Source organism: Pseudomonas sp. B8(2017) (assembly GCF_002113575.1).
Lineage (GTDB): Bacteria > Pseudomonadota > Gammaproteobacteria > Pseudomonadales > Pseudomonadaceae > Aquipseudomonas > Aquipseudomonas putida_Z.
On the sequence record NZ_NEIO01000001.1, the window covers coordinates 645,020 to 668,022 of the forward strand.

The window sequence follows — 23,003 nt, forward strand, 5'->3', positions numbered from 1 at the left end:
AGTTTCCACATGTCCACAGAAACACAAGTCACTGCAACCGACACAGCCATCCTGGTCGAAGGCAACCTGCTGGCCTGCGGCGCAGGCATGTCTTCGCAAAGCCGTCATGACGTAAAGAACGCCTTCCACTTTGCCACCTTGGTGGCTGACAAGTCCTTCGATGCCGAAAAACAGAGCAGGGAGTGGTACGACCGGTTCATCGATGTCATGCGTGATCTTGGTTTTACCATCCCTCGTCGCACCTTCGAGCTGGAAACCTCTGCCGAGCTGTCTGTCACTGTAGGCGCTGTCGCTGTACGGGCGATTGGTGCGGTCGGTAATGCGGTGCTGGGTGGTACCAAGTTGGGTGTGCTGGCCAAGGCGGCCTTCGACAAACTCACCACCGTCGAAAATGACCTCAAGGTGGTCGATCACAAGCGCAAGAACAAGGTCAGGGGCATGGTCGGGATGGCCGCCTGCGTCGAAACCGACAACAACGATGTGGTCATGGTGGTGAGCTGCATCCAGGCCTCTGCCCCACAACTGGATGATGACATCCTGGGTATCCAGTGGAAGCTGGAAAAGACCGAGTACTACGCCGGCATGGCTGTTCTCACCCTCAACACTTTCGTCTACGACAAGGTCCGCGAAACCGTGGAAAACAAACTCGGCGTGCGCAGCGTCGAGAACGTTCTCCAGTACGACTTCTGATTGCAGGGCGGCGTTGTTGCAACGCCGCCTTGTTCGGCTCTTTGTGACGAGGCAACGCAATGGACAGAACAGCTGAACAACTGATGTTGATTGGCGGGACGGCATTACTGTATCGCGCGGACGCTGGCCAGATTCAACGCCAGGCTGCCTTCGACTCCATCCTTTACGCCCAGTTGGTGGCCAACAGGAATGCGGGGTCACGCTTTGACAACTATGAAGCCTGGTATGACGCCTATCGCGAGGCATACCGGCAACTGGGCTGGATCAAGCTGGCCAGTACGCATGACCTGAAACAGTTGGGGCAACCCGCGCGCAGCGCGCAGATACAGCCACTCGAGGCGTGGCTGAAGATGCGCTCGATCCGTCATGAGGCCGTGCTGGCTGCAGTAAGAAGCGGCCTGGGCCGATCGATCGAAGGTTTTCGCCACCAGCTTAAGTTCTGCACGCAGGGTTCGCAGCTGGTGATCGAGCTTGGCTTGCTCAGGCCGGGCCCGGCCCTCGACCTTTGCAGTATTACCCTGCAATTCGACAAGCCGATCGCCGGCATTTCTCAGGACATGCTGCTGGTCGAAAAGGCGCTGGAGGGCGAAGCCGGGTTCAATGGCGTTTCCTTGCAGCTGGATAACGGGCGCTTCCAACACCAGCGAGATGAACTGCAGGCATTGATGAAAACCAAGGATGCGCAGGGGGAGTATCGGTTCTACCTCAATCCGGCGATGGTCAGGGCGCCAGGTAGCCTTTGATACCGGTAAAGATGATTTGTGCAGCCAGGGCGCAGACGAACAGCCCCATCAGCCGGCTGACGATCTGCAGGCCCTGGTCACCGAGGATGCGCTCGATACGGTGTGACAGGTACAGCACCAGGCCGACGGTAAAGCTGGCCAGGGCGATGCTGATGATGGCCAACAGCTTGTCGTCCCAGTGCGGGTGGCCGACGCCCATTACCAGCAGTGCACCGATGGTGCCGGGGCCGACGGTGAGCGGGATGGTCAGCGGCACGATGGTGACATCCTGCTGCACGTTGTCGGCCTGTACCGCGGACTTGCCTTGGGCCATGCCCAGTGCCGAGATGAACAGCACGCTGCCGGCGCCGATGCGGAAGGCGTCGGCGGTGATGCCGAAGATGCCGAAAATCGCCCGCCCGAACAGGTACAGCAAAACACTGGCGATCAGCGCGGCGATGGCCACCTTCCAGGCCAGCTGCTTGCGCTCCTTGCTGGAGTGGCCGCGGGTCAGGCTGATGAAGCACGACAGCACGAAGAACGGGCTGTAGAGCACGAGCATTTTCAGGTAGACGCTGAACAACTCATGGAGCATGGGGGCTAGTCCAGGCAGTTATGGCTGGGCAGAGTTTATCAGCAGATTCTGTTGATAGCCTGTACCGGCCTCTTCGCGGGTGAACCCGCTCCCACAGGGATAGCATTGCCTTCAGGCCTTATGCAGTACCTGTGGGAGCGGGTTCACCCGCGAAGAGGCCGGCACAGGCGCCTCAGATCAGGAACTATGCACCGGATCCACCTTGGCTTCCCGGTGATTGGCCCAGTACTGGATCAGCTCTCGCAACTGCGACAGTTCCACCGGTTTGGCCATGTGCCCGTCCATGCCCGCCAGGCGGGCGCGTTCCTTGTGTTCGGCAAGTATGTGCGCGGTCAGCGCCACCACCGGGGTGCGCTGGCGCTGGTTGGCCGCTTCCCAGGCGCGCAGCTGCTGGGTGGCCGAGAAGCCGTCCAGTATCGGCATTTCGCAGTCCATCAGCACCAGGTCATAGCGCTGCGCCTTCATCGCCTGCAAGGCCTCTTCGCCATTGCTGGCGGTGTCGGGCTCGAGGTTGAGCTTGCCGAGCATGCCGCGGATCACCTTGGTCGAGATGCTGTTGTCCTCGGCGACCAGCACGCGGAAATCGCCGGGCAGGTCCAGTGCCTGGGGGATGCCGGGCAAACTGGCTGGTATGGCTTGCTCGCGGCCGCGCTGGGCCAGTTCTTCGGCCAGGGTGGTTTTCAACGTGTAGCCGGCCACCGGCTTGGCGAGGATACGCTTGACCCCGGCGTTGCGCGCAATGACCTTGCTCGGCGCGTTGCTGATGCCGGTGAGCATCACTACCAGGATGTCGTGGTTCAGGCTCGGGTCTTCCTTGATCTTGGCGGCCAGCTGCATGCCGGTCATGCCTGGCATGTTCTGGTCCAGCAGCACGGCATCGAAGTAGTCGCGCAGGTGGGCCTTGGTGCGCAGCAGGGCCAGGGCTTCCTTGCCCGACGGGACCGCGCTGACGTTCATGCCCCAGGCACTGCACTGCTGTACCAGCACCTTGCGGCAGGTGTCGTTGTCGTCCACCACCAGTACGCGAGCATCGCGCAGCGGGCTGTCCAGGTCGGCCGGTGGCTGTTCCAGGCGCGAAGGGTCCAGCGGCAGCGTCAGCCACAGGGTGTTGCCCATGCCGGTGCTGCTCTTGATGCCGAACTCGCCCTGCATCAGGCCGATCAGCTGCTTGGCGATGACCAGCCCCAGGTGGCCGCCCAGCTTGTTGCTGGACAGGAAGTGGTGGCTGTGCAACTCGGCCTGCAGCAGGGCTTCGCGGTCAGCGGCGGGCAACGGTTCGCCGCTGTCCTGCACGGCGATGCGCAGGCGCGGTACCTCGCCGCGCTGGTCCAGCGCCACTACCAGCAGGATCTCGCCCTGGTCGGTGTTTTTCAGGGCATTCTCCAGCAGGCTCGACAAGGCCTGGCGCAGGCGCGTCGGGTCGCCGCTGATCACCCGTGGTACCTGCGGCTGGGTGAAGCTGATCAGTTCGATGTTCTGTTGTTCGGCCTTGGCGCGGAAGATGTTCAGGCAATCTTCGATCAGCGCGTTGAGGTCGAACTGCACGTCATCGAGTTCGATCTGCCGGGATTCCAGCTTGGAAATGTCGAGAATCTCGTTGATCAGCGTGAGCAGTTCGTTGCCGGCGCTGTGAATGGTCTGCACGTAGTCGCGCTGCTTGACCGACAGCGGCGTGCCCAGCAGCAGCTCGGTCATGCCCAGCACACCGTTCATGGGGGTGCGGATTTCGTGGCTGATCTTGGCCAGGAACTCGGCCTTGGCGTTGATTTCGGCATCGCTGGCAGCCAGGGCGCGGCTGGCGCTGAAGCGCTCCTCGCTCATGCGCCGCAGGCGTTCGCTGACTGCCAGGTTGAGCAGCAGGCCGCTGGCCACGGTCAGCCCCAGCAGGATGCACAGCAGCCAGGGCGTCGAGGTACGGGTCAGGCCCAGCAGCGCTGGCAGCAGCACCAGCCCACCGAGGTTGAACACCACCATGGCCAGGCTGAACAGGCGTGCGGGTGCATAGCCCTTGTACCAGTGGTAGCTGCTGACCAGCAGCATGCTCACGCTGCCCAGGGCCATCAGGGCGTAGGTCATCAGGTTGAGGGGCAGGGTGTCGACGAACAGCAGCACCAACCCGCTCAACCCGACCACCAGCATCTCGCCCTGCAGCAGGCGGTTGAGCCGTGGCGAGTTGCATGGCGAGAAGAAATGCTGGGTGAAACACAGCCCGGCCAGGCCGGCCAGGACCAGCGTCAGGTATGCGGCGGGCGTTTGCGCGCTGTGCCACACGTGCCACCAGGGGCCGCTGAGGTTCAGCAGGATCAGGCCGCTGAGCAGCATCAGGCCGTGGTACAGCGCCAGGATCAGGGTGGTGCTGGAGCGGCTGTAGAGGAAGCGGATCAGGTTGTGCATGATCAGCATCACCAGGCCGCCGAACAGCATGCCGAACAGCAGTGGTTGGCGCTGGTCGGAGGCTGCCACGGCCGCAGGCTCCAGGCTGATGGCCGGGCGCAGCTGGTGCTCGGAAACCAGGCGCAGGTAGATATCCAGGGGTTGCTTGCTGTTGGGCAGGGGCAGTACATGGTCGCTGCCACGCAGGGTCGGGCTGGCATTGCCGGCCTGGCGCCCGTGGTGCAGCTGACGCAGAAGCTGGTCGCCCTCGAGGGCGTAGAGGTCCAGGCCAGAAAGGTCTGGGGCGAAAACCCGCAGCAGTTGTTCCTGCTCGCCGGGCTCCAGGCGGTAGTGCAGCCACAGGGCCTGTTCCGCAGGGGCGGCATCCAGGTCGGCGAGTACCAGCGGGCTGAACTGGTTGCGGTAACGCTCGGAGCGCACGTCGCTCAGTTGCAGGTTGGCCTGTTCGTCGAGCAGAACGGCCCAGCCTCCGTCATGTTCGGCCGCAGCCGGGAACATGCAGAGCAAGGTCAGCAAGCTGACGATCAGAGCTGAGGCAATCCGAAGCCGACGCACTACGAAATCCCTTCTTAGCCAAGGTGCCGGGTATTAACTATGCGCGGCGCGCCAAGTCGAAGGCAAGGCCCCTCGGGGCCCTGTCGACGAGCCGGATGCCGCAGGCGCAAGGTGCTGGAGCGCGCTGCGGCAGCCCGGTACAACTTACTGCTGGTGCTCACCGCGCTCGCGGGCGATGGCCCGGTAGCCGATGTCGGTGCGGTAGAAGCTGCCGTTCCAGCTTACTTCCTTGGCCAGGCGGTAAGCCTGCTGCTGCGCGTCGGCAACGGTGCTGCCCATGGCGGTGGCACACAGTACGCGGCCGCCGTTGGTGGTCACCTTGCCATCCTTCAGTGCGGTACCGGCGTGGAACACCTTGCCTTCGATCTTCGCGGCAGCGTCCAGGCCGTTGATCACATCACCCTTGGCGTAGTCGCCCGGGTAACCACCGGCAGCCAGCACCACGCCCAGGCTCGGGCGCGGGTCCCACTGTGCTTCGACCTTGTCCAGCGCCTTGGCGAATGCGGCCTCGACCAGCAGCACCAGGCTCGACTCCAGGCGCAGCATGACTGGCTGGGTCTCAGGGTCGCCGAAGCGGCAGTTGAACTCGATGACCTTGGGGTTGCCCGCCTTGTCGATCATCAGGCCGGCGTAGAGGAAGCCGGTGTAGACGTTGCCTTCCTCGGCCATGCCGCGCACGGTCGGCCAGATCACCTGGTCCATCACGCGCTGGTGCACTTCGGCGGTGACCACCGGGGCAGGGGAGTAGGCACCCATGCCGCCGGTGTTCGGGCCGGTGTCCTGGTCGCCGACGCGCTTGTGGTCCTGGCTGGTGGCCATGGGCAGCACGTTCTGGCCGTCGACCATGACGATGAAGCTCGCTTCCTCGCCGTCGAGGAACTCCTCGATCACCACGCGGGAGCCCGCATCGCCGAAGGCGTTGCCGGCCAGCATGTCACGCACGGCGGCTTCGGCTTCTTCCAGGGTCATGGCGACGATCACGCCCTTGCCCGCGGCCAGGCCGTCGGCCTTGATCACGATCGGCGCGCCTTTTTCCTGCAGGTAGGCCAGCGCCGGCTCGATTTCGGTGAAGTTCTGGTAGTCGGCGGTCGGGATCTTGTGACGCGCCAGGAAGTCCTTGGTGAAGGCCTTGGAGCCTTCCAGCTGGGCCGCGCCTTTGGTCGGACCGAAGCAGTCCAGTCCGCGGCTGCGGAACAGGTCGACCACGCCGATGACCAGCGGTGCTTCCGGGCCGACGATGGTCAGGTCGACGTTCTTCTCGGCGAAGTCAGCCAGTTGCTCCAGGGCGCAGACGTCGATGGCGACGTTCTCGCACTTGGCTTCAATGGCGGTGCCGGCGTTGCCCGGGGCAACGAAGACTTTCTCCACGCGTGGGTCCTGGGCGACTTTCCAGGCCAGGGCGTGCTCACGGCCGCCGCTGCCGATGATCAAAACTTTCATGTCAAAACCTCGATTCAGGTGATCCCGAGGCTGGTGGGGAACGCTGTGGGAGCGGGCGTGCCCGCGAATGCGGCGGTGAATTCACCATCGTATTCGCGGGCACGCCCGCTCCCACAGGATCGCCGCTTGCCCGGGATCCGCGTAATTAGTGGCGGAAGTGGCGCATACCGGTGAAGACCATGGCGATACCGGCTTCGTCAGCAGCAGCAATCACCTCGGCATCACGCATCGAACCACCCGGCTGGATCACGGCGCTGATACCCACTTTAGCCGCATTGTCGATGCCGTCACGGAACGGGAAGAACGCGTCCGACGCCATGACTGCGCCCTGCACCTGCAGGCCAGCATGCTCGGCCTTGATTGCAGCAATGCGCGCGGAGTTGACGCGGCTCATCTGGCCGGCGCCGACGCCGATGGTCTGGCGCTGCTTGGCGTAGACAATGGCGTTGGACTTGACGAACTTGGCCACTTTCCAGGCGAACACCAGGTCGTGGATCTCTTGCTCGGTCGGCGCGCGCTTGGTGACGATCTTCAGGTCATCGGCGGTGATCATGCCGATATCGCGGCTCTGCACCAGCAGGCCACCGTTGACACGCTTGAAGTCCCAGCCGGCAGCGCGCTCGGCTGGCCACTCGCCGCATTCCAGCAGGCGTACGTTCTGCTTGGCGGCAACCACGTCGCGGGCAGCCTGGGAGATTTTCGGGGCGATGATCACTTCGACGAACTGGCGGTCGACGATGGCCTTGGCGGTTTCGCCGTCCAGCTCGCGGTTGAAGGCGATGATGCCGCCGAACGCCGACTCGGTGTCGGTGGCATAGGCCAGGTCGTAGGCCTTGCGGATGCCGCCTTCGTCTTCAGGTACCACGGCCACGCCGCATGGGTTGGCGTGCTTGACGATGACGCAGGCCGGCTTGACGAAGCTCTTCACGCACTCCAGTGCGGCGTCAGTGTCGGCCACATTGTTGAACGACAGTTCCTTGCCCTGCAGCTGGATGGCGGTGGAAACGCTGGCTTCGCCTTTTTTCGCTTCCACGTAGAACGCCGCGCTCTGGTGCGGGTTCTCGCCGTAGCGCATTTCCTGGGCCTTGACGAACTGGCTGTTGAAGGTGCGCGGGAATTCGCTGCGGTCTTCAGTGCTCAGGGTCTCTTTGGCCTGGTCGATGGTGCCCATGTAGTTGGCGATCATGCCGTCGTAGGCAGCGGTGTGCTCGAACGCCTTGAGCATCAGGTCGAAGCGCTGGGCGTAGGTCAGGCCACCGGCCTTGAGGCCTTCGACGATGCCGGCGTAGTCGCTGGCGTTGACCACGATGGCCACGTCCTTGTGGTTCTTGGCAGCCGAACGGACCATGGTCGGGCCGCCGATGTCGATGTTCTCGATGGCGGTCGGCAGATCACAGCCAGGCTTGGAAATGGTGGCTTCGAACGGGTACAGGTTGACTGCTACCAGGTCGATCGGCTTGATGCCGTGCTCGTTCATGATGGCGTCGTCGGTGCCGCGACGGCCCAGGATGCCACCGTGGATTTTCGGGTGCAGGGTCTTGACCCGGCCATCCATCATTTCGGCGAAGCCGGTGTAGTCGGCCACTTCCACCGCGTTGACACCGTTGTCCTTGAGCAGCTTGTAGGTGCCGCCGGTGGACAGGATCTCGACACCGAGCTGCTGCAGCTCACGGGCGAATTCGAGGATACCGGTCTTGTCGGAGACGCTGATCAGGGCGCGGCGGACTGGCAGGCGGGTAGTCTGGTCGGTCATTTCGGGTTCCAATAACGCGGTGGAGTCTGCAAAAAAGGCGCCTCTGTTCAGGGAGCCGCCTTTTCTGGTTGGGATTCTGGCTTACAACAAGTCGTACTGCTTGAGCTTCTTGCGCAGGGTGCCTCGGTTCAGCCCGAGCATCTCGCTGGCCTTGGTCTGGTTGCCCTTCACGTAGTTCATCACGCTTTCGAGCAGGGGCGCCTCGACTTCGGAGAGCACCAGGTTGTACACGTCCGTCACGGTCGCGCCTTCCAGGTGGGCGAAGTAGTTGTGCAGCGCCTTCTCGACGCTGTCGCGAAGGGTCTGGCCCTCTTCGCTCGGCGTGTTGAGGTGCTGTTTCAGGTTGGCGTTGTCGCTCACGGGCGTTGTTCCACTCACAAATGTCTCGGTCATCATCGTCATGCGGCCACCCCTTGTCCGTCCTCTGTCTCAAGGCTCTGTCGACGTTCGCTGAAAAACGCGCGAACGTTGGCGCACTGCGCTTGTGTGTCTTCCAAAGCGTTGAACCGGGAGCGAAACTCCTTGCCGCCGGGTCGTGTTGCCAGGTACCAGCCAACGTGCTTGCGGGCGATACGTACGCCCATCACATCGCCATAGAAGGCATGCAGCGCGGCCAGGTGCTCCAGCAGGATGCGTTCCACTTCGTCCAGCTGCGGCGCTGGCAGGTGTTCGCCAGTGCGCAGGTAATGCTCGATCTCACGAAAGATCCATGGCCGCCCCTGGGCGGCCCGGCCGATCAACAGGCCGTCTACCCCGGTGGCGTCCAGCACCGCCCGGGCCTTTTCTGGCGAGGTGATATCGCCGTTGGCAAAAACCGGGATCGACACCGCCTGCTTGATGGCAGCGATGGTGTCGTATTCGGCTTCGCCGGTGTACAGGTCGGCGCGTGTGCGGCCATGCACCGCCAGCGCCTGGATGCCGGCCTGCTCGGCGATCCTCGCCACGTTCAGGCCGTTCTTGTTCGCCCGGTCCCAGCCGGTGCGGATCTTCAGGGTCACCGGGACGTCCACGGCGCCGACCACGGCGTGGAGAATCTCGCTGACCAAGGCTTCATCTCTCAATAAAGCAGAGCCTGCGGCTTTGTTGCAGACTTTTTTTGCCGGGCAGCCCATGTTGATATCAATGATCTGGGCGCCTGCTTCGACGTTGGCCTTTGCCGCCGCTGCCATCATCTGCGCATCACCACCGGCGATCTGCACCGAGCGTGGCTCGGGATCACCTTCATGGATGCGGCGCAGGCTCGACTTGCGGCTGTTCCACAGGCTCATGTCGCTGGAGACCATTTCCGACACCACCATGCCGGCGCCCAGGCGCTGGCAAAGTGTACGGAAAGGCTGGTCCGTGACCCCGGCCATGGGCGCGAGGATCAGGTTGTTACGTAGTGTGTATGGGCCGATGCGTACCGCCGACATAGGTGATCCCTGTTGTGGGGCCGAATCTTGGAGTTCGAAAAAGGGTTGGCATGATACCCGCTCTCGGTGACCGGATAAAGATGGATTTGGATAAAATCTGAACAGTTGTCGGCTTATGACATTTGGTATGGGGGAGGATCCAGGACCTTGCGCGGCCCCTGTGGGAGCGGGCGTGCCCGCGAAGCAGGCGGCGCAATGGATGGCGCGGGCTTCGCCCGTGTTCGCGGGCACGCCCGCTCCCACAGGGTTGGTGGTTATTCCGGCGAACGGAAGCTCAGGCTGTAATTGACGGCCTTCGGCCCCGGGTCGAGGATGTCCAGGGCGATGTGGATCGGGGTCTGGCTGGGCATTTCGCCGCGCCCGGCCAGTTCGCCGGACAGGTATTCGCTGGGCTTGAAGCGACGGCTGGCGATCAGCTGGCCATTGAGGTCGGCGAAGCGCAGTTCCAGCAGCGGGAACGGCTGGGCGAACGGCGCGCGGTTGTAGATGATCGCATCGACGATCAGTGCGCCCTTGAAGTCCGGGTGGCTGCGTACCACCAGGTTGCTGCTCTTGATTCGGGCGATATCGACGCGGGTCGGCACTTCGCAGCCGACCAACGGGCAGACTTGCTGGAAGAGCGGCCGGTACTGGTCCTGGCGGGCCATTTCATCGAAGTGGAACCACACATACTGGAACGCCAGCAAGCCAGCGGCCAGCAGGGTCAGGAAGCCCCACAGCAGGCGCTTGCCCCAGTTGGGTGCGGGCTTTTCCCAGCCTAGTTGCAGCGGGTCGTCGACCACGTCGACCAGCGGCTCCTTGCGCGCCGGGCGCTCGGCTTTGCCGGCAAGGCCTGGTTCCAGGCGTTCGCCGGGCAGCGGCTCGACAGGCTCGTCATCGCGCGCCGACAGGTGCAGCTCCAGCGGCTCGTCGTCGCGGGCGCTCAGGCCCTGTACCGGGGCTTCATCATCGCTGGCACGCAGCGGTTCGTTGAATTCGGGGTGGTCATCGATTTCGGCGGCACGGTGTACCGGTGGCTCGTCGTCAATGTCCAGGTCCAGGTTGCCGCCTAGCGTCGGCTCGGTACGCTCGCCCGGGGCGGGCTCCAGGTCCAGCTCCAAGGGCTCCGGCTCCCGCAGCACGGGCGCGGTTTCTATCGCCGGTTGCGGTTCGAACGGTTCATCGGTAGCCGTACCGAACAGGTCGTCGGCATGTTCGTCCGGGTGCAGTTCGTCACGCCGCGCCTGCAGGCCGTCATCCTGGCTGGCCGGGCGAGCCGTGGCCGGTTGGCCGCGGCGCTCCAGGCGCTCCAGTTCCATGTCGAGGTCGAGCGCGTCCAGCGCCTGGTTGGTGAGCGCCCAGTCCTCGTCCGGGGTGGTGCCGGGTTCGCTGGCGACAGGCTCGGGTGCGATCACCGGTTCGGCCAGCGGCTCGGCAGGGGCGGCAGGCATCGGTGCCGGCACCGCAGGTGCGCTGGCTCCGTCGGCGCGGTTCTGCTCCAGCAGCTGCTTGGCGGCGTTGAACACCTGCAGGCAGTGGCCGCAGCGCACTACACCGCGGGCCACGCTCAACTGGTGGTGGGTGACGCGAAAGCTGGTCTGGCAATGCGGGCACTGGGTGACGAAACTGTCGGTCATGCGGCAATCCGGGAGCTGTGCAGAAAAGTATTCTAGGCCCGCTTAACGGCGGCGACCACTGATGCGCACCCAGCCGTCGCGCACGACGATCGGGTCCAGCTCGAAGTCGGCGGCATAGGCCGCGGCCACTTCCTCACCCTGCTCGGCGAGGATGCCCGACAGCGCCAGCAGGCCACCTGGGCGGACCAGGCCGGACAGTTGCGGTGCCAGCGACACCAGCGGGCCGGCGAGGATGTTGGCGACCAGCACGTCGGCCTGCATGGCCGGCATGTGCTCGGGCAGGTACAGCGCCAGCTTCTCATCGGCGATGCCGTTGCGCTGGGCGTTGTCGCGCGAAGCCTCGATGGCCTGCACGTCGATGTCGGTACCGACCGCTTCACGGGCGCCCAGCAGCAGCGCGGCGATGGCCAGAATGCCCGAGCCGCAGCCGAAGTCCAGCACCTGGGTGCCTTCGAGTTGCTGGCCGTCGAGCCATTCCAGGCACAGGGCGGTGGTCGGGTGGGTGCCGGTGCCGAACGCCAGGCCCGGGTCGAGCAGCAGGTTCACCGCGTCCTGTTCCGGGGCCTCGTGCCAGCTGGGTACGATCCACAGGCGGCGGCCGAAGCGCATCGGCTGGAAGTTGTCCATCCAGCTGCGTTCCCAGTCCTGGTCCTCGATCACCTCGGCCTGGTGCTCGGGCAGCTCGGCACCGGTCAGCAGGCGCAGGTGGGCGAATACCTGCTCAGGGTCGGCATCGGCCTCGAACAGGGCCAGCAGGTGGGTGTGCGACCACAGCGGGGTGGTGTTGAGGTCTGGCTCGAAGATCGGTTGATCCTCGGCGTCCATGAACGTGACCGAGACGGCACCCACTTCGAGCAGGGCATCTTCGTAGGTTTCGGCTTGTTCCGGGCTGATGGCCAGGCGTACTTGCAGCCAGGGCATGGCGGGCACCTTTGGTAAATCGACAGGGGCAGCCCTAGGCTGCGCGAAGGCTGGCAGTTTACGCGAGTGCGGTGGGTTTGTAGAGGAGGCCAGGCACGGACATCGTTGGGGCTACTGCCTTGCACAACATTGAAATCCTGGCATGCACCCTGTGGGAGCGGGCGCGCCCGCGAACACGGGCGAAGCCCGTGCCATCCACCGCGGTGCTTGCTTCGCGGGCATGCCCGCTCCCACAGAAACTGTGGTGTATCAGACAAAACAGAGGGAAAGCGACTCAGCTATATAAGCAGGTTTTTCTTCTCCCTCGATTTCCAGCGTGGCAATCGCCTTGAGCAACCATTGCCCCGGCCTCTTCTCCGTCACCTCGGCCAAATCCACCTTCAGTCGCACCTGGCTGTCGACCTTGACCGGCTGGATGAACCGCACACTGTCCAGTCCGTAGTTCACCACCATCTTCAGCCCTTCCGGCAGGACCAGGATGTCCTCGATCAGCTTGGGAATCAGCGACAACGTCAGGAAACCGTGGGCGATCGTGCCGCCAAACGGGGTTTTCGCCGCCTTTTCCGGGTCGACATGGATGAACTGGAAATCGCCCGTGGCTTCGGCGAACAGGTTGATGCGTTGCTGGTCGATCTTCAGCCAGGCCGAGTGGCCCAGTTCCTTACCAACGTACTGCGAAAGCTCTGTAACCGGTACATGGGGCATCGCGGACTCTCCAGGTTGTCAGTTGGTACGAAAGTGCAAGATCAGCACGGCGAACCGTTTCAGTCAAGTTGCGCGCTTTTCGACGAATATCGGTATATGGCGGCACGTGCTTATAATGGCGGCCATGCCCGAGGGAGATGCTTATGCTGTTGCGTGGTTTGACCTGGCTGGTGCTGTTCCAGCTGCTGGGGACGGCGATCAACCACCTGTTGGTGCCGTTTTTGCCGGGGCCGATCATCGGCCTGTTGCTGCTGTTGTTCTTCCTCATGGCCCGTGGTGAGGTGGGCAAGCCGCTGAACGAGGCCGCCAGCAGCCTGCTGCGCTACCTGCCGCTGTTGCTGGTGCCGCCAGCGGTGGGGGTGATGGTGTATGCCAGGGATATCGCCGCCGACTTCTGGGCCATTGCCGGTGCCTTGCTGATCTCCTGCCTGGTGACCCTGGTGTTCGTCGGCGTGTTGATGCAAAAGCTCATCCACCGCCAGGGCCGGCGCGAGGAGCAGCCATGATGCTCGACTGGCAAGGCGCACTGGATGCGGTCGTTCATCATCCCTTGTTCGGTATCGGCATCACGCTTGGGGCCTACCAGGTGGTGCTGGCGGCCTATGAGAAGACCCGCTGGATCTTCCTGCAGCCGGTACTGGTGTCGATGCTGCTGGTGATCGGCGTGTTGCTGGTGTGTGGCATCGACTACAGCGAATACCGCAAGAGCACCGAAATCATGAACATCCTGCTGGGGCCTGCCACCGTGGCCCTGGCCGTGCCGCTCTACCTCAACCTGCGACGTATCCGTCAGCTGTTCTGGCCCACATTTACTACGCTGGTAGTCGGAGGCCTGTTCGCCACGCTGTGCTGCCTGATGCTGGGCTGGTGGTTCGGTGCCGAGCACATGATCCTGATGACCATGGCGCCGAAATCGGTGACCTCGCCGATCGCCATGCTGGTGGCCGAGCAGATTGGCGGCGTGGCGGCCCTGGCGGCGGTGTTCGTGCTGATTACCGGGGTGATTGGGGCAATCTTCGGCCCGGCGCTGCTGAGCCGTTTTGGCGTGCATAGCCCCGAGGCACGCGGCATGTCGCTGGGCGTGACCGCGCACGCGGTGGGCACTTCGGTGGCCCTGCAGGAAAGTGACGAATGCGGCGCCTTTGCCGCGCTGGCGATGAGCCTGATGGGGGTGGCCACGGCGGTGTTCCTGCCGCTGGCGGTCAGCCTGGTGGCTTGAGGACTTGTGATGACGCTACCGCTGTTTCCCCTCAATACCGTGCTGTTTCCTGGTTGTTTCCTCGATTTGCAGATTTTCGAGGCGCGCTACCTGGACATGATCGGGCGCTGCATGAAGCGGGGCGAAGGTTTTGGTGTGGTGTGCATCCTGGAAGGCGAGCAGGTCGGCAAGGCGCCGCCGGTGGTTGCCTCGATCGGCTGCGAGGCGGTGATCCGTGACTTCGTGCAGCAGGATAACGGCTTGCTGGGTATCCGCGTCGAAGGTGTGCGGCGCTTCAGCCTGGACAGTACCGAGGTGCAGAAGGACCAGTTACTGGTGGGGCAGGTGCAATGGCTGCCGGAGCAGACGGACAGCCCGTTGCTCGAGTCGGACGAAGACCTGCTGGCACTACTGGTGGCGCTGGGTGAACACCCGATGGTCGAAGCCCTGGACATGCCGCGCCCGGTGGACGGGCGCCAGGCGTTGGCCAACCAGCTGGCGTACCTGCTGCCGTTCATGGAAGAGGACAAGCTGGATTTGCTGACCCTCGACTCGCCACAGGAGCGGTTGGGGGAAATCCAGAAGCTGCTGGAGCGGATTCAGGGTGAATTGTTTGCCTGATAGTGATGTGTTGCCAGTGCCGGCCTCTTCGCGGGTAAACCCGCTCCCACAGGTACTGCATCAAGCCTGAGAACGGCGCTATCTCTGTGGGAGCGGGTTTACCCGCGAAGAGGCCGGTACAGGCGGTATCAATATTGATACCGCAGCAAAGCCTGCGGCAGCGCATGCATGGCAAAGAACGCCAGCAATGCGACACACGCCGGCAACACCAGCCACCACACCCGCAGCGGCAAGGCTGGCAGGGTCTGGTGACGCTGCACCAGTGCCAGGCTGAGCGCGCACACACAGCACGCCAGCAAGGCCCCGGCGAGGATGTCGGTCGGCCAGTGCGCCCCCAGGTACACCCGTGACAGGGCAATCGCCAGCGCTGGAATACAGCCCAGCATCACCCAGGTCAGGCGCATCCGCGGCGGCTGACCGCGCCCGGCCAGCACCGCCATCACCAGGAAGAACGCAAACGACGCCGAACTGTGCCCGCTGGGCATGCTGTAGCTGGTAAGCGGGTCACTCAGCACTTCCGGGCGGGCCCGGGCGAACAGCCACTTCAGGGTGCCGTTGGCAAGCGCCGTACCCATCAGCGCGCCCGCAGCGAACATGGCATGCCGCCACTGCCGGGCAAGCAGCAGCAGGCCCGTCAGCAGGCCGCCGAGGAACAACTGGGTGCGGAAATCGCCCAGCCGGGTCACCAGCACCACGGCGCCATCGATGGCCTGGCTGCGGTGTTCCTGCACCAGTGTCATCACGCCCTGGTCGAATTCGTGCAGGTAGGGCCAGCCGAGGAAGACCCCGGCCAAGGCCAGGAAACTCATGCCGGCGATCAGCCGGGTGCCGTGGCGTTGATCGCGAATGCTGGTGTTCAGGCTCAGCCCGATGATGACAGCCAGGGTGCCGGCGATGATCCCGGCATCCAGCCAGAAGCCTTCCGGCAAGGGCAGGCGCATGGCCGCGCCGGTAGCCCAGCCGGGCAGCAGGTAGGCCACCGCCCAGCCGGCACCGGCCACCAGGCTGACGGCGATGAAGCGCGGCAGTGGCATGTCGAACATGCCGGCGACCATCGGCAGCATCGGCCGCAGCGGCCCGATGAAGCGCCCTACCAGCAGGCTGGCGATGCCGTAGCGCTGGAAGTAGGCCTCGGTACTGCCGATCCATTCCGGATGGTGGCGCAGCAGGGGCAGGCGGCGGATGTTCTGATGGAAGTACTTGCCCACCGTGTACGACAAGGCATCGCCCACCAGGCCGCCGAGAAAGCCCAGCAGCAGCGTTTCGCCCAGGCTGAAGGCGCCGCTGCCGGCCAGTACCGCGACCGCGAACAGCAGCACGGTGCCTGGCACGATGATGCCGGCAATGGCCAGGCACTCGATGCAGGCCACCAGGAAAATTGCCAGGCCAAGCCACTGCGGGTTGGCGCTGAGCCAGCCGGTCAGGCTGTCGAGCCATTGGCCCATGGTTCAGCTTCCTTGTTCGAGAATGAAGAAGTCGCGGCCTTCGACTTGGCCACGACGTAACGGGTTCCGCGTGCAGAAACGGGCGTATTCGGCATCGATGAAACGGTAGGGCAGGTGCTCGTCGCGGCCATGCGGGATGCCCAGGCGGGCGGCCTGGATCACCCGTGGCACGGCGTTGCCGCAATCCTCCACGTACAGGCGCTCGGCGTCGAAACGCTGGGCGTCCCAGTGCGGCACCTTCAGGCCCAGGGCCCGGCACAGCAAGGTCTGGCCGGCGCACAGGCGCTCGGCCGGGCGGAGGTTGCCGCTGGCATCGGGGTTGTTCAGTTGCATCTGCGCCAGGCTGTTCGGCCCCGAGCGGGCGTCCTGCCAAGGATAGGCCGACTTGATCAGCACCGCGTTGCCCGGCCCGCGGGCGCTGAAGTTCAGCGAGTCGCCGCCGCGCGCGTAGTACATATAGATGTGCCCGCCATCGAGGAACAACGCCTTGCGTTTTTCGGTGTAGCCGAGCGAGGCGTGGCTGCCCTTGTCGGTGAGGTAGTAGGCCTCGGTCTCGATGATGCGCGCGGCCAGCCACAGGTCGCCGTGGCGATGGCGGATGACCTTGCCCAGCAGGGCCTTGGCCAGGGTCTGGGCGTCGCGGTCGAAAAAGCTGTCGGGCAAGGCTGGCATGCGGGCGGTTCGCGGTTGGGAAGGCGGGGATGATAGCAATGAATGGCTTAATCGAGGCTGAATCGAATGGGATGTTGGCAGTGCCGGCCCTTTCGCAGGCTCGCCCGCTCCCACAGGTACCTCGGAGGTCCCAGGCCTTGTGCAATCCCTGTGGGAGCGGGTTTACCCGCGAAAGGGCCCTGACAGGAGATAGAAATTTCGATAACCCCGGTTACATCTTTCCTACACAATGCCCCCAGCCATTTTCTACCATCCGCCACCCGCCGCTGGGCGTACACCTGCGCGGCAGTTATAATCAGCCGATTTCCCCTTCGCCAAGACACCGAACCCATGACTGAGTCCGTTCTTGACTATATGACCCGCCTGGGTCGCGCTGCCCGTGAGGCCTCCCGGGTGATCGGCCGTGCCAGCACCGCGCAGAAGAACCGCGCCCTGCAAGCTGCCGCCGATGCACTGGACGCCGCTCGTGCCGAGCTGACCGCTGCCAACGAGCTGGACCTGGCCGCCGGCCGTGCCAACGGCCTGGAGCCGGCGCTGCTCGACCGCCTGGCGCTGACCCCGGCGCGTATCGACGGCATGATCACCGGCCTGCGCCAAGTGGCCAGCCTGCCGGACCCGGTCGGTGCCATCCGCGACATGAGCTACCGCCCATCCGGTATCCAGGTTGGCAAGATGCGCACGCCGCTGGGGGTGATCGGGATCATCTACGAGTCGCGCCCGAACGTGACCATCGATGCCGCCAGCCTGTGCCTGAAGTCGGGTAACGCGACCATCCTGCGTGGCGGCTCCGAAGCCATCCACTCCAACCGCGCCATCGCCACCTGCATCCAGCGTGGCCTGACCGCCGCCGGCCTGCCGGCAGCCGTGGTGCAGGTGGTCGAGACTACCGACCGCGAAGCCGTGGGCGCGCTGATCAGCATGCCGGAATTCGTCGACGTCATCGTGCCGCGCGGTGGCCGTGGCCTGATCGAACGCATCAGCCGCGATGCTCGCGTGCCGGTGATCAAGCACCTGGACGGTATCTGCCACGTCTACGTCAGCCAGCACGCCGACCTGGACAAGGCCTGGCGCGTGGCGTTCAACGCCAAGACCTACCGCTACGGCATCTGTGGCGCCATGGAAACGCTACTGGTCGACCAGCAGGTGGCCGAGCGCTTCCTGCCGGAAATGGCCCGCCGCTTCCAGGAGAAGGGCGTCGAATTGCGTGGCTGCGAGCGTACCCGGGCGATCATCGACGCCAAACCGGCCACCGAGGCCGACTGGCACACCGAGTACCTGGACGCGATCCTGTCGATCCGTGTGGTCGACGGCCTGGACCAGGCCATCGAGCACATCAACCACTATGGCTCGCACCACACCGATTCGATCATCAGCGAACACCAGGGTGAAGCCCGCCAGTTCATGGCCGAGGTCGACTCGGCGTCGGTCATGCTCAATACCCCGACCTGCTTCGCCGACGGCTTCGAGTACGGCCTGGGTGCGGAAATCGGCATTTCCACCGACAAGCTGCATGCCCGTGGCCCGGTCGGCCTGGAAGGCCTGACCTGCGAGAAGTACGTAGTGATCGGCGACGGCCAGCTGCGCGGCCAGGAGTCCTGCTGAGTTGAGCAAGGCCCAGGCAGTCCGGCGCATCGGCATTCTTGGCGGCACCTTCGACCCCGTGCACATCGGCCACCTGCGCAGCGCGCTGGAAGTGGCCGAGCTCATGGGGCTGGACGAGCTTCGCCTGCTGCCCAACGCCCGGCCGCCGCACCGCGACACTCCGCAGGTGGCCGCGCAGGACCGCCTGGCCATGGTGCAAGGCGCTGTACAGGGCGTGCCCTGCCTGAGCGTGGATGCCCGCGAACTGGCGCGCGACAAACCGTCGTACACCATCGACACGCTGGAATCGATCCGCACCGAACTAGGCGCCAACGACCAGCTGTTCCTGGTGCTGGGCTGGGATGCCTTCTGTGGCTTGCCCGGCTGGCACCGCTGGGAAGAATTGCTGCAACACTGTCACATCCTGGTGCTGCAACGCCCGGATGCCGACGTAGAACCCCCTGACGAGCTGCGCAACCTGCTGGCTGCGCGCTCGGAGAGCGATCCCACCGCCATGTCCGGCCCGGCGGGAAACATTTCGTTCGTCTGGCAGACGCCGCTTGCGGTGTCGGCTACACAGATCCGACAGCTGCTGGCCAGCGGCAAATCGGTGAGGTTCCTGGTGCCGGACGCCGTACTGGCCTACATCGAGGCGCACGAACTGTATCGTGCACCTAACTGACGGTGCCTCTGGCGCCTCATCCAACGAGTTGAACGAGTTTTATATGACCAAGCAGAAAATCCACGGCGAAGAACTGGTCGCCCTGACCAAGGCAGCGCTGGAAGACGTCAAGGCCCAGGACATCCAGGTCATCGACGTGCGCGAAAAGCACAGCCTGACCGACTACATGATCATTGCCACCGGTACCTCCAACCGCCAGATCAACGCGATGCTGGAAAAGGTCCGCGAAGCGGTCAAGGCCAAGGGTGCCCAGCCACTGGGTGAAGAAGGCAAGGGCGACAGCGACTGGGTGCTGCTGGACCTGAACGACGTCATCGTGCACATGATGACCGCCGCTGCCCGCCAGTTCTACGACCTGGAGCGCCTGTGGCAGGGTGCCGAGCAAAGCCGTGCCGCCGATGGCAAGCACCACAGCCCGGACCATGCCCACGAGTACTCCGACAAGCTCAAGGACCGGGAATAAGGAAAGCGCTGTGCGTCTGCGCCTGATCGCGGTCGGCTCGCGCATGCCGAAGTGGGTCGAGGAAGGCTGGCATGAATATGCCAAGCGCCTGCCTGCCGAGCTGTCGCTGGAGCTGGTGGAAATCCCGCTGAACACCCGTGGCAAGAATGCCGACGTCGCCCGCCTGATCCGTCAGGAGGGCGAGGCCATGCTGAGCAAGGTTCAGCCAGGGGAACGCATCGTCACCCTCGAGGTCCATGGCAAGCCCTGGAGTACCGAGCAACTGGCGACCGAGCTGGACCGCTGGCGCCTGGATGCGCGCACGGTGAATTTGATGGTGGGCGGCCCGGAAGGCCTGGCGCCCGAGGTCTGTGCGCGCGCCGAGCAACGCTGGTCGCTGTCGCCGCTGACCTTGCCGCACCCATTGGTAAGGATACTCATCGGCGAGCAGATCTACCGCGCCTGGACCGTGTTGTCCGGGCATCCTTACCATAAATGAGCCTGTAAGCAGTCCGATGTCGCAGCCGATCCGTCTCAAGGACCACGAGAAAGACGCCCGCCTGGTGCGCAACCGCGTCGTGGTCGGCGCAGTGGCGATCATGCTGCTCATTTGCGTGCTGATCGCGCGGCTGTACTACCTGCAGGTCATCCAGCACGACTATCACTCGACGCTGTCCGAGAACAACCGGGTGCATGTGCAGCCGATCCCGCCGACCCGCGGGCTGATCTTCGACCGCAACGGGGTGATCGTCGCCGACAACCGGCCCAGCTTCAGCCTGTCGATGACCCGCGAACGTGCGGGTAACTGGCAGGAAGTGCTGGATACCATCGTCGAAGTGCTGGAACTGACGCCCGACGACCGCGCCCTGTTCGAGAAGCGCATGCGCCAGGGCCGCAGGCCGTTCGAGCCGGTGCCGATCCTGTTCGAACTCAACGAAGAGCAGATCGCCCGCGTGGCGGTGAACCAGTTCCGCCTGCCGGGCGTGGAAGTGGTGGCCCAGTTGGTGCGCCATTACCCGCAGGGCGCGCACTTCGCCCATTCGGTGGGGTATGTGGGGCGGATCAACGAGAAAGAGCTGAAAACCCTCGACCCGGTGAACTACAGCGGCACCCACCACATCGGCAAGACCGGCATCGAACGCTTCTACGAAGCCGACCTGCATGGCCAGGTGGGCTACGAGGAAGTCGAGACCAACGCCCGCGGCCGTGTGCTGCGGGTGCTCAAGCGTACCGATCCGAAACCGGGCAAGGACATCGTGCTGAGCCTGGACATCAAGCTGCAGGAGGCCGCCGAGGCCGCCCTGGGTGGCCGGCGTGGCGCGGTGGTGGCGCTCGACCCGCGTACCGGCGAGGTGCTGGCGATGGTCAGTCAGCCCAGCTTCGACCCCAACCTGTTCGTCACCGGCATCGGCTTCAAGGCCTATGCCGAACTGCGCGACTCGATCGACCGACCGCTGTTCAACCGCGTGCTGCGCGGCCTGTACCCGCCAGGTTCGACCATCAAGCCGGCGGTGGCCATCGCCGGCCTGGACAGCGGCGTGGTCAATGCCGGCAGCCGGGTGTTCGACCCGGGCTACTACCAACTGCCCAACTACGACCACAAATACCGTAACTGGAACCGCTCGGGCGATGGCTGGGTCGACCTGGACACCGCGATCATGCGCTCCAACGACACCTACTTCTATGACCTTGCCCACAAGATGGGCATCGATCGGCTGTCCAGCTACATGAACAAGTTCGGCATCGGCCAGCGGGTTTCCCTCGACATGTTCGAGGAATCCGCCGGGTTGATGCCGTCGCGCGAATGGAAGCGCGCCACTCGCCGCCAGGCCTGGTTCCCCGGCGAAACCCTGATCCTCGGCATCGGCCAGGGCTACATGCAGACCACGCCGCTGCAACTGGCCCAGGCCACTGCGCTGATCGCCAACAAGGGCGTGTGGAACCGCCCGCACCTGGCCAAGACCATCGAAGGCCAGCCGCCGGTGGACGACAACCCCATGGAAAACATCGTGCTGCGTGACAAGTCCGACTGGGCCAAGGTCACCCATGGCATGGAGCAGGTGATGCACAACGCCCGCGGTACCGCACGCAAGGCGGCCATCGGCTCGCAGTACCGCATTGCCGGCAAGAGCGGTACCGCCCAGGTGGTGGCGATCAAGCAGGGCGAGAAGTACGACCGCAACAAGCTCCAGGAGCGCCACCGCGACCACGCCCTGTTCGTCGCCTTCGCCCCGGCCGAGGACCCGAAGATCGTGGTTTCGGTGATGGTCGAGAACGGTGAGTCCGGCTCGGGCGTCGCCGCCCCGGTGGTGCGCCAGGTGATGGACGCCTGGCTGCTTGACGAAAACGGCCGGCTCAAGCCCGAGTTCGCGCCTGCCACCGTTACCCAGGAATCAGCCCTGTGATGAACAATTTCGATCGCATGCTCTCCAGCGAGGATGTGATGCGTCGGCGCGCCAGCTTTCTACAGCGCATCCACGTCGACGGCCCTTTGCTGATCATTCTGCTGACCCTCGCGGCCGGCAGCCTGTTTGTCCTGTACTCGGCCAGTGGCAAGAACTGGGACCTGCTGCTCAAGCAGGCCACCTCGTTCGGCATCGGCCTGGTGTCGATGTTCATCATCGCCCAGCTGGAGCCGCGCTTCATGGCCCGTTGGGTGCCGCTGGCCTACCTGGCCGGGGTGCTGTTGCTGGTGGTGGTGGACGTGATGGGCCACAACGCCATGGGCGCCACGCGCTGGATCAACATCCCCGGGGTGATCCGCTTCCAGCCCTCGGAGTTCATGAAGATCATCATGCCGGCGACCATCGCCTGGTACCTGTCCAAGCGCACGTTGCCGCCGCATCTGAAGCATGTGGCGATCAGCCTGGTGCTGATCGGCGTGCCGTTCATCCTGATCGTGCGCCAGCCCGACCTGGGCACGGCGCTGCTGATCCTCGCCTCCGGGGCTTTCGTGCTGTTCATGGGCGGCCTGCGCTGGCGCTGGATCCTCAGCGTGCTGGCAGCTGCGGTGCCAGTGGCGGTGGCGATGTGGTTCTTCGTCATGCACGACTACCAGAAGCAGCGGGTACTGACCTTCCTCGACCCGGAAAGCGACCCGTTGGGCACTGGCTGGAACATCATCCAGTCGAAGGCGGCGATCGGCTCGGGCGGTGTGTTCGGCAAGGGCTGGCTGCTCGGCACCCAGTCGCACCTGGACTTCCTGCCGGAAAGCCATACCGACTTCATCATCGCTGTGCTCGGCGAGGAATTCGGCCTGGTCGGCATCTGCCTGCTGCTGATCGTCTACCTGCTGCTGATCGGCCGTGGCCTGATGATCACCGCCCAGGCGCAGACCCTGTTCGGCAAGCTGCTGGCGGGCAGCCTGACCATGACCTTCTTTGTATACGTGTTCGTCAATATCGGTATGGTCAGCGGCCTTCTGCCCGTGGTGGGCGTGCCGCTGCCCTTCATCAGCTATGGCGGAACTTCGTTGGTGACGCTGCTGTCAGCGTTTGGCGTTCTGATGTCGATCCACACGCACCGCAAATGGATCGCTCAGGTTTGAATAAGGTGAAGA

Annotated in this window: 22 protein-coding genes; 11 read left to right on the forward strand and 11 right to left on the reverse strand. The window is 64.2% G+C overall.

Annotated elements, in window-relative coordinates:
* The first annotated feature begins 9 nt into the window (after positions 1-9).
* Together CAG22_RS02970 and CAG22_RS02975 are read left to right on the forward strand one after the other, a co-directional pair.
* Positions 10-690, forward strand: coding sequence for a hypothetical protein (locus CAG22_RS02970; RefSeq protein ID WP_085704328.1), 681 nt, complete (start codon positions 10-12; stop codon positions 688-690).
* Between the two features lie 59 nt (positions 691-749).
* Positions 750-1,433 (forward strand): hypothetical protein, encoded by a 684-nt coding sequence (locus tag CAG22_RS02975; RefSeq protein ID WP_256575247.1) that lies wholly within the window; start codon positions 750-752, stop codon positions 1,431-1,433.
* Here the strand turns inward: CAG22_RS02975 and CAG22_RS02980 are convergent.
* From CAG22_RS02980 to CAG22_RS03020, 9 genes are all read right to left on the reverse strand, one after another.
* Complete coding sequence (locus tag CAG22_RS02980; protein ID WP_013974374.1) at positions 1,411-2,007, reverse strand: MarC family protein; 597 nt, start codon at positions 2,005-2,007, stop codon at positions 1,411-1,413. The two genes, CAG22_RS02975 and CAG22_RS02980, sit on opposite strands and share 23 nt — an antisense overlap.
* Before the next feature lie 177 nt (positions 2,008-2,184).
* Entirely contained in the window at positions 2,185-4,956 is a 2,772-nt protein-coding gene (locus tag CAG22_RS02985) for a hybrid sensor histidine kinase/response regulator (RefSeq protein ID WP_025340782.1), read from the reverse strand.
* A gap of 144 nt (positions 4,957-5,100) precedes the next feature.
* Positions 5,101-6,396 carry a phosphoribosylamine--glycine ligase gene (purD, locus tag CAG22_RS02990; RefSeq protein WP_075046492.1) on the reverse strand — a complete coding sequence of 432 codons (1,296 nt, stop codon included), beginning with the start codon at positions 6,394-6,396 and terminating at the stop codon, positions 5,101-5,103.
* Positions 6,397-6,541: 145 nt separating this feature from the next.
* Positions 6,542-8,149 (reverse strand): bifunctional phosphoribosylaminoimidazolecarboxamide formyltransferase/IMP cyclohydrolase, encoded by a 1,608-nt coding sequence (gene purH, locus CAG22_RS02995; RefSeq protein ID WP_075046491.1) that lies wholly within the window; start codon positions 8,147-8,149, stop codon positions 6,542-6,544.
* Between the two features lie 81 nt (positions 8,150-8,230).
* Positions 8,231-8,551 carry a DNA-binding transcriptional regulator Fis gene (gene fis / locus CAG22_RS03000; RefSeq protein WP_012274390.1) on the reverse strand — a complete coding sequence of 107 codons (321 nt, stop codon included), beginning with the start codon at positions 8,549-8,551 and terminating at the stop codon, positions 8,231-8,233.
* Positions 8,548-9,561, reverse strand: a complete 1,014-nt coding sequence (dusB, locus tag CAG22_RS03005) for a tRNA dihydrouridine synthase DusB (protein ID WP_046613238.1) — start codon at positions 9,559-9,561, stop codon at positions 8,548-8,550. The genes fis and dusB overlap by 4 nt, the downstream gene beginning before the upstream one ends.
* A gap of 254 nt (positions 9,562-9,815) precedes the next feature.
* Positions 9,816-11,177, reverse strand: a complete 1,362-nt coding sequence (locus CAG22_RS03010) for a DUF3426 domain-containing protein (protein WP_085704330.1) — start codon at positions 11,175-11,177, stop codon at positions 9,816-9,818.
* 42 nt (positions 11,178-11,219) lie between these two features.
* Positions 11,220-12,098, reverse strand: coding sequence for a 50S ribosomal protein L11 methyltransferase (prmA, locus tag CAG22_RS03015; protein ID WP_025340777.1), 879 nt, complete (start codon positions 12,096-12,098; stop codon positions 11,220-11,222).
* 249 nt (positions 12,099-12,347) lie between these two features.
* A complete protein-coding gene (locus CAG22_RS03020; protein WP_075046487.1) occupies positions 12,348-12,803 on the reverse strand; it encodes a MaoC family dehydratase in 456 nt (151 codons plus the stop codon).
* 143 nt (positions 12,804-12,946) lie between these two features.
* On the opposite strand from CAG22_RS03020, the gene CAG22_RS03025 reads away from it, so the two are divergent.
* Genes CAG22_RS03025 through CAG22_RS03035 form a run of 3 tightly spaced genes read left to right on the forward strand, consistent with a single transcriptional unit; the run spans position 12,947 to position 14,622 of the window.
* A complete protein-coding gene (locus CAG22_RS03025) occupies positions 12,947-13,309 on the forward strand; it encodes a CidA/LrgA family protein (protein ID WP_084785276.1) in 363 nt (120 codons plus the stop codon).
* The gene (locus CAG22_RS03030) at positions 13,306-14,022 is read left to right on the forward strand and encodes an LrgB family protein (RefSeq protein WP_085704332.1); all 717 of its coding nucleotides are present in this window, start codon (positions 13,306-13,308) and stop codon (positions 14,020-14,022) included. Before CAG22_RS03025 ends, CAG22_RS03030 begins: the two co-directional genes overlap by 4 nt.
* 9 nt (positions 14,023-14,031) lie before the next feature.
* On the forward strand, positions 14,032-14,622 hold the full coding sequence (locus CAG22_RS03035; RefSeq protein ID WP_085704334.1) for an LON peptidase substrate-binding domain-containing protein: 591 nt from the start codon (positions 14,032-14,034) through the stop codon (positions 14,620-14,622).
* Positions 14,623-14,750: 128 nt separating this feature from the next.
* Here CAG22_RS03035 and CAG22_RS03040 read toward each other — a convergent pair whose 3' ends face one another.
* Positions 14,751-16,067 carry a bifunctional DedA family/phosphatase PAP2 family protein gene (locus tag CAG22_RS03040; RefSeq protein WP_085704336.1) on the reverse strand — a complete coding sequence of 439 codons (1,317 nt, stop codon included), beginning with the start codon at positions 16,065-16,067 and terminating at the stop codon, positions 14,751-14,753.
* Between the two features lie 3 nt (positions 16,068-16,070).
* The gene (locus CAG22_RS03045; RefSeq protein WP_085704338.1) at positions 16,071-16,739 is read right to left on the reverse strand and encodes a DNA-3-methyladenine glycosylase; all 669 of its coding nucleotides are present in this window, start codon (positions 16,737-16,739) and stop codon (positions 16,071-16,073) included.
* Positions 16,740-17,069: 330 nt separating this feature from the next.
* Here CAG22_RS03045 and CAG22_RS03055 point away from each other — a divergent pair, with 330 nt between their 5' ends.
* The 6 genes from CAG22_RS03055 to rodA are packed head-to-tail and all read left to right on the forward strand — an operon-like array spanning position 17,070 to position 22,991.
* Complete coding sequence (locus tag CAG22_RS03055; RefSeq protein ID WP_085704340.1) at positions 17,070-18,341, forward strand: glutamate-5-semialdehyde dehydrogenase; 1,272 nt, start codon at positions 17,070-17,072, stop codon at positions 18,339-18,341.
* Position 18,342: 1 nt separating this feature from the next.
* The gene (gene nadD, locus CAG22_RS03060; protein ID WP_025340769.1) at positions 18,343-19,002 is read left to right on the forward strand and encodes a nicotinate-nucleotide adenylyltransferase; all 660 of its coding nucleotides are present in this window, start codon (positions 18,343-18,345) and stop codon (positions 19,000-19,002) included.
* 43 nt (positions 19,003-19,045) lie between these two features.
* Positions 19,046-19,465, forward strand: a complete 420-nt coding sequence (gene rsfS, locus CAG22_RS03065; RefSeq protein ID WP_013974359.1) for a ribosome silencing factor — start codon at positions 19,046-19,048, stop codon at positions 19,463-19,465.
* Between the two features lie 10 nt (positions 19,466-19,475).
* Complete coding sequence (gene rlmH, locus CAG22_RS03070) at positions 19,476-19,943, forward strand: 23S rRNA (pseudouridine(1915)-N(3))-methyltransferase RlmH (RefSeq protein WP_003249722.1); 468 nt, start codon at positions 19,476-19,478, stop codon at positions 19,941-19,943.
* Positions 19,944-19,959: 16 nt separating this feature from the next.
* Complete coding sequence (gene mrdA, locus CAG22_RS03075; protein WP_025340768.1) at positions 19,960-21,849, forward strand: penicillin-binding protein 2; 1,890 nt, start codon at positions 19,960-19,962, stop codon at positions 21,847-21,849.
* A 38-nt stretch (positions 21,850-21,887) separates the two neighbouring features.
* A complete protein-coding gene (rodA, locus tag CAG22_RS03080; protein ID WP_015271941.1) occupies positions 21,888-22,991 on the forward strand; it encodes a rod shape-determining protein RodA in 1,104 nt (367 codons plus the stop codon).
* Positions 22,992-23,003 lie beyond the last annotated feature (12 nt).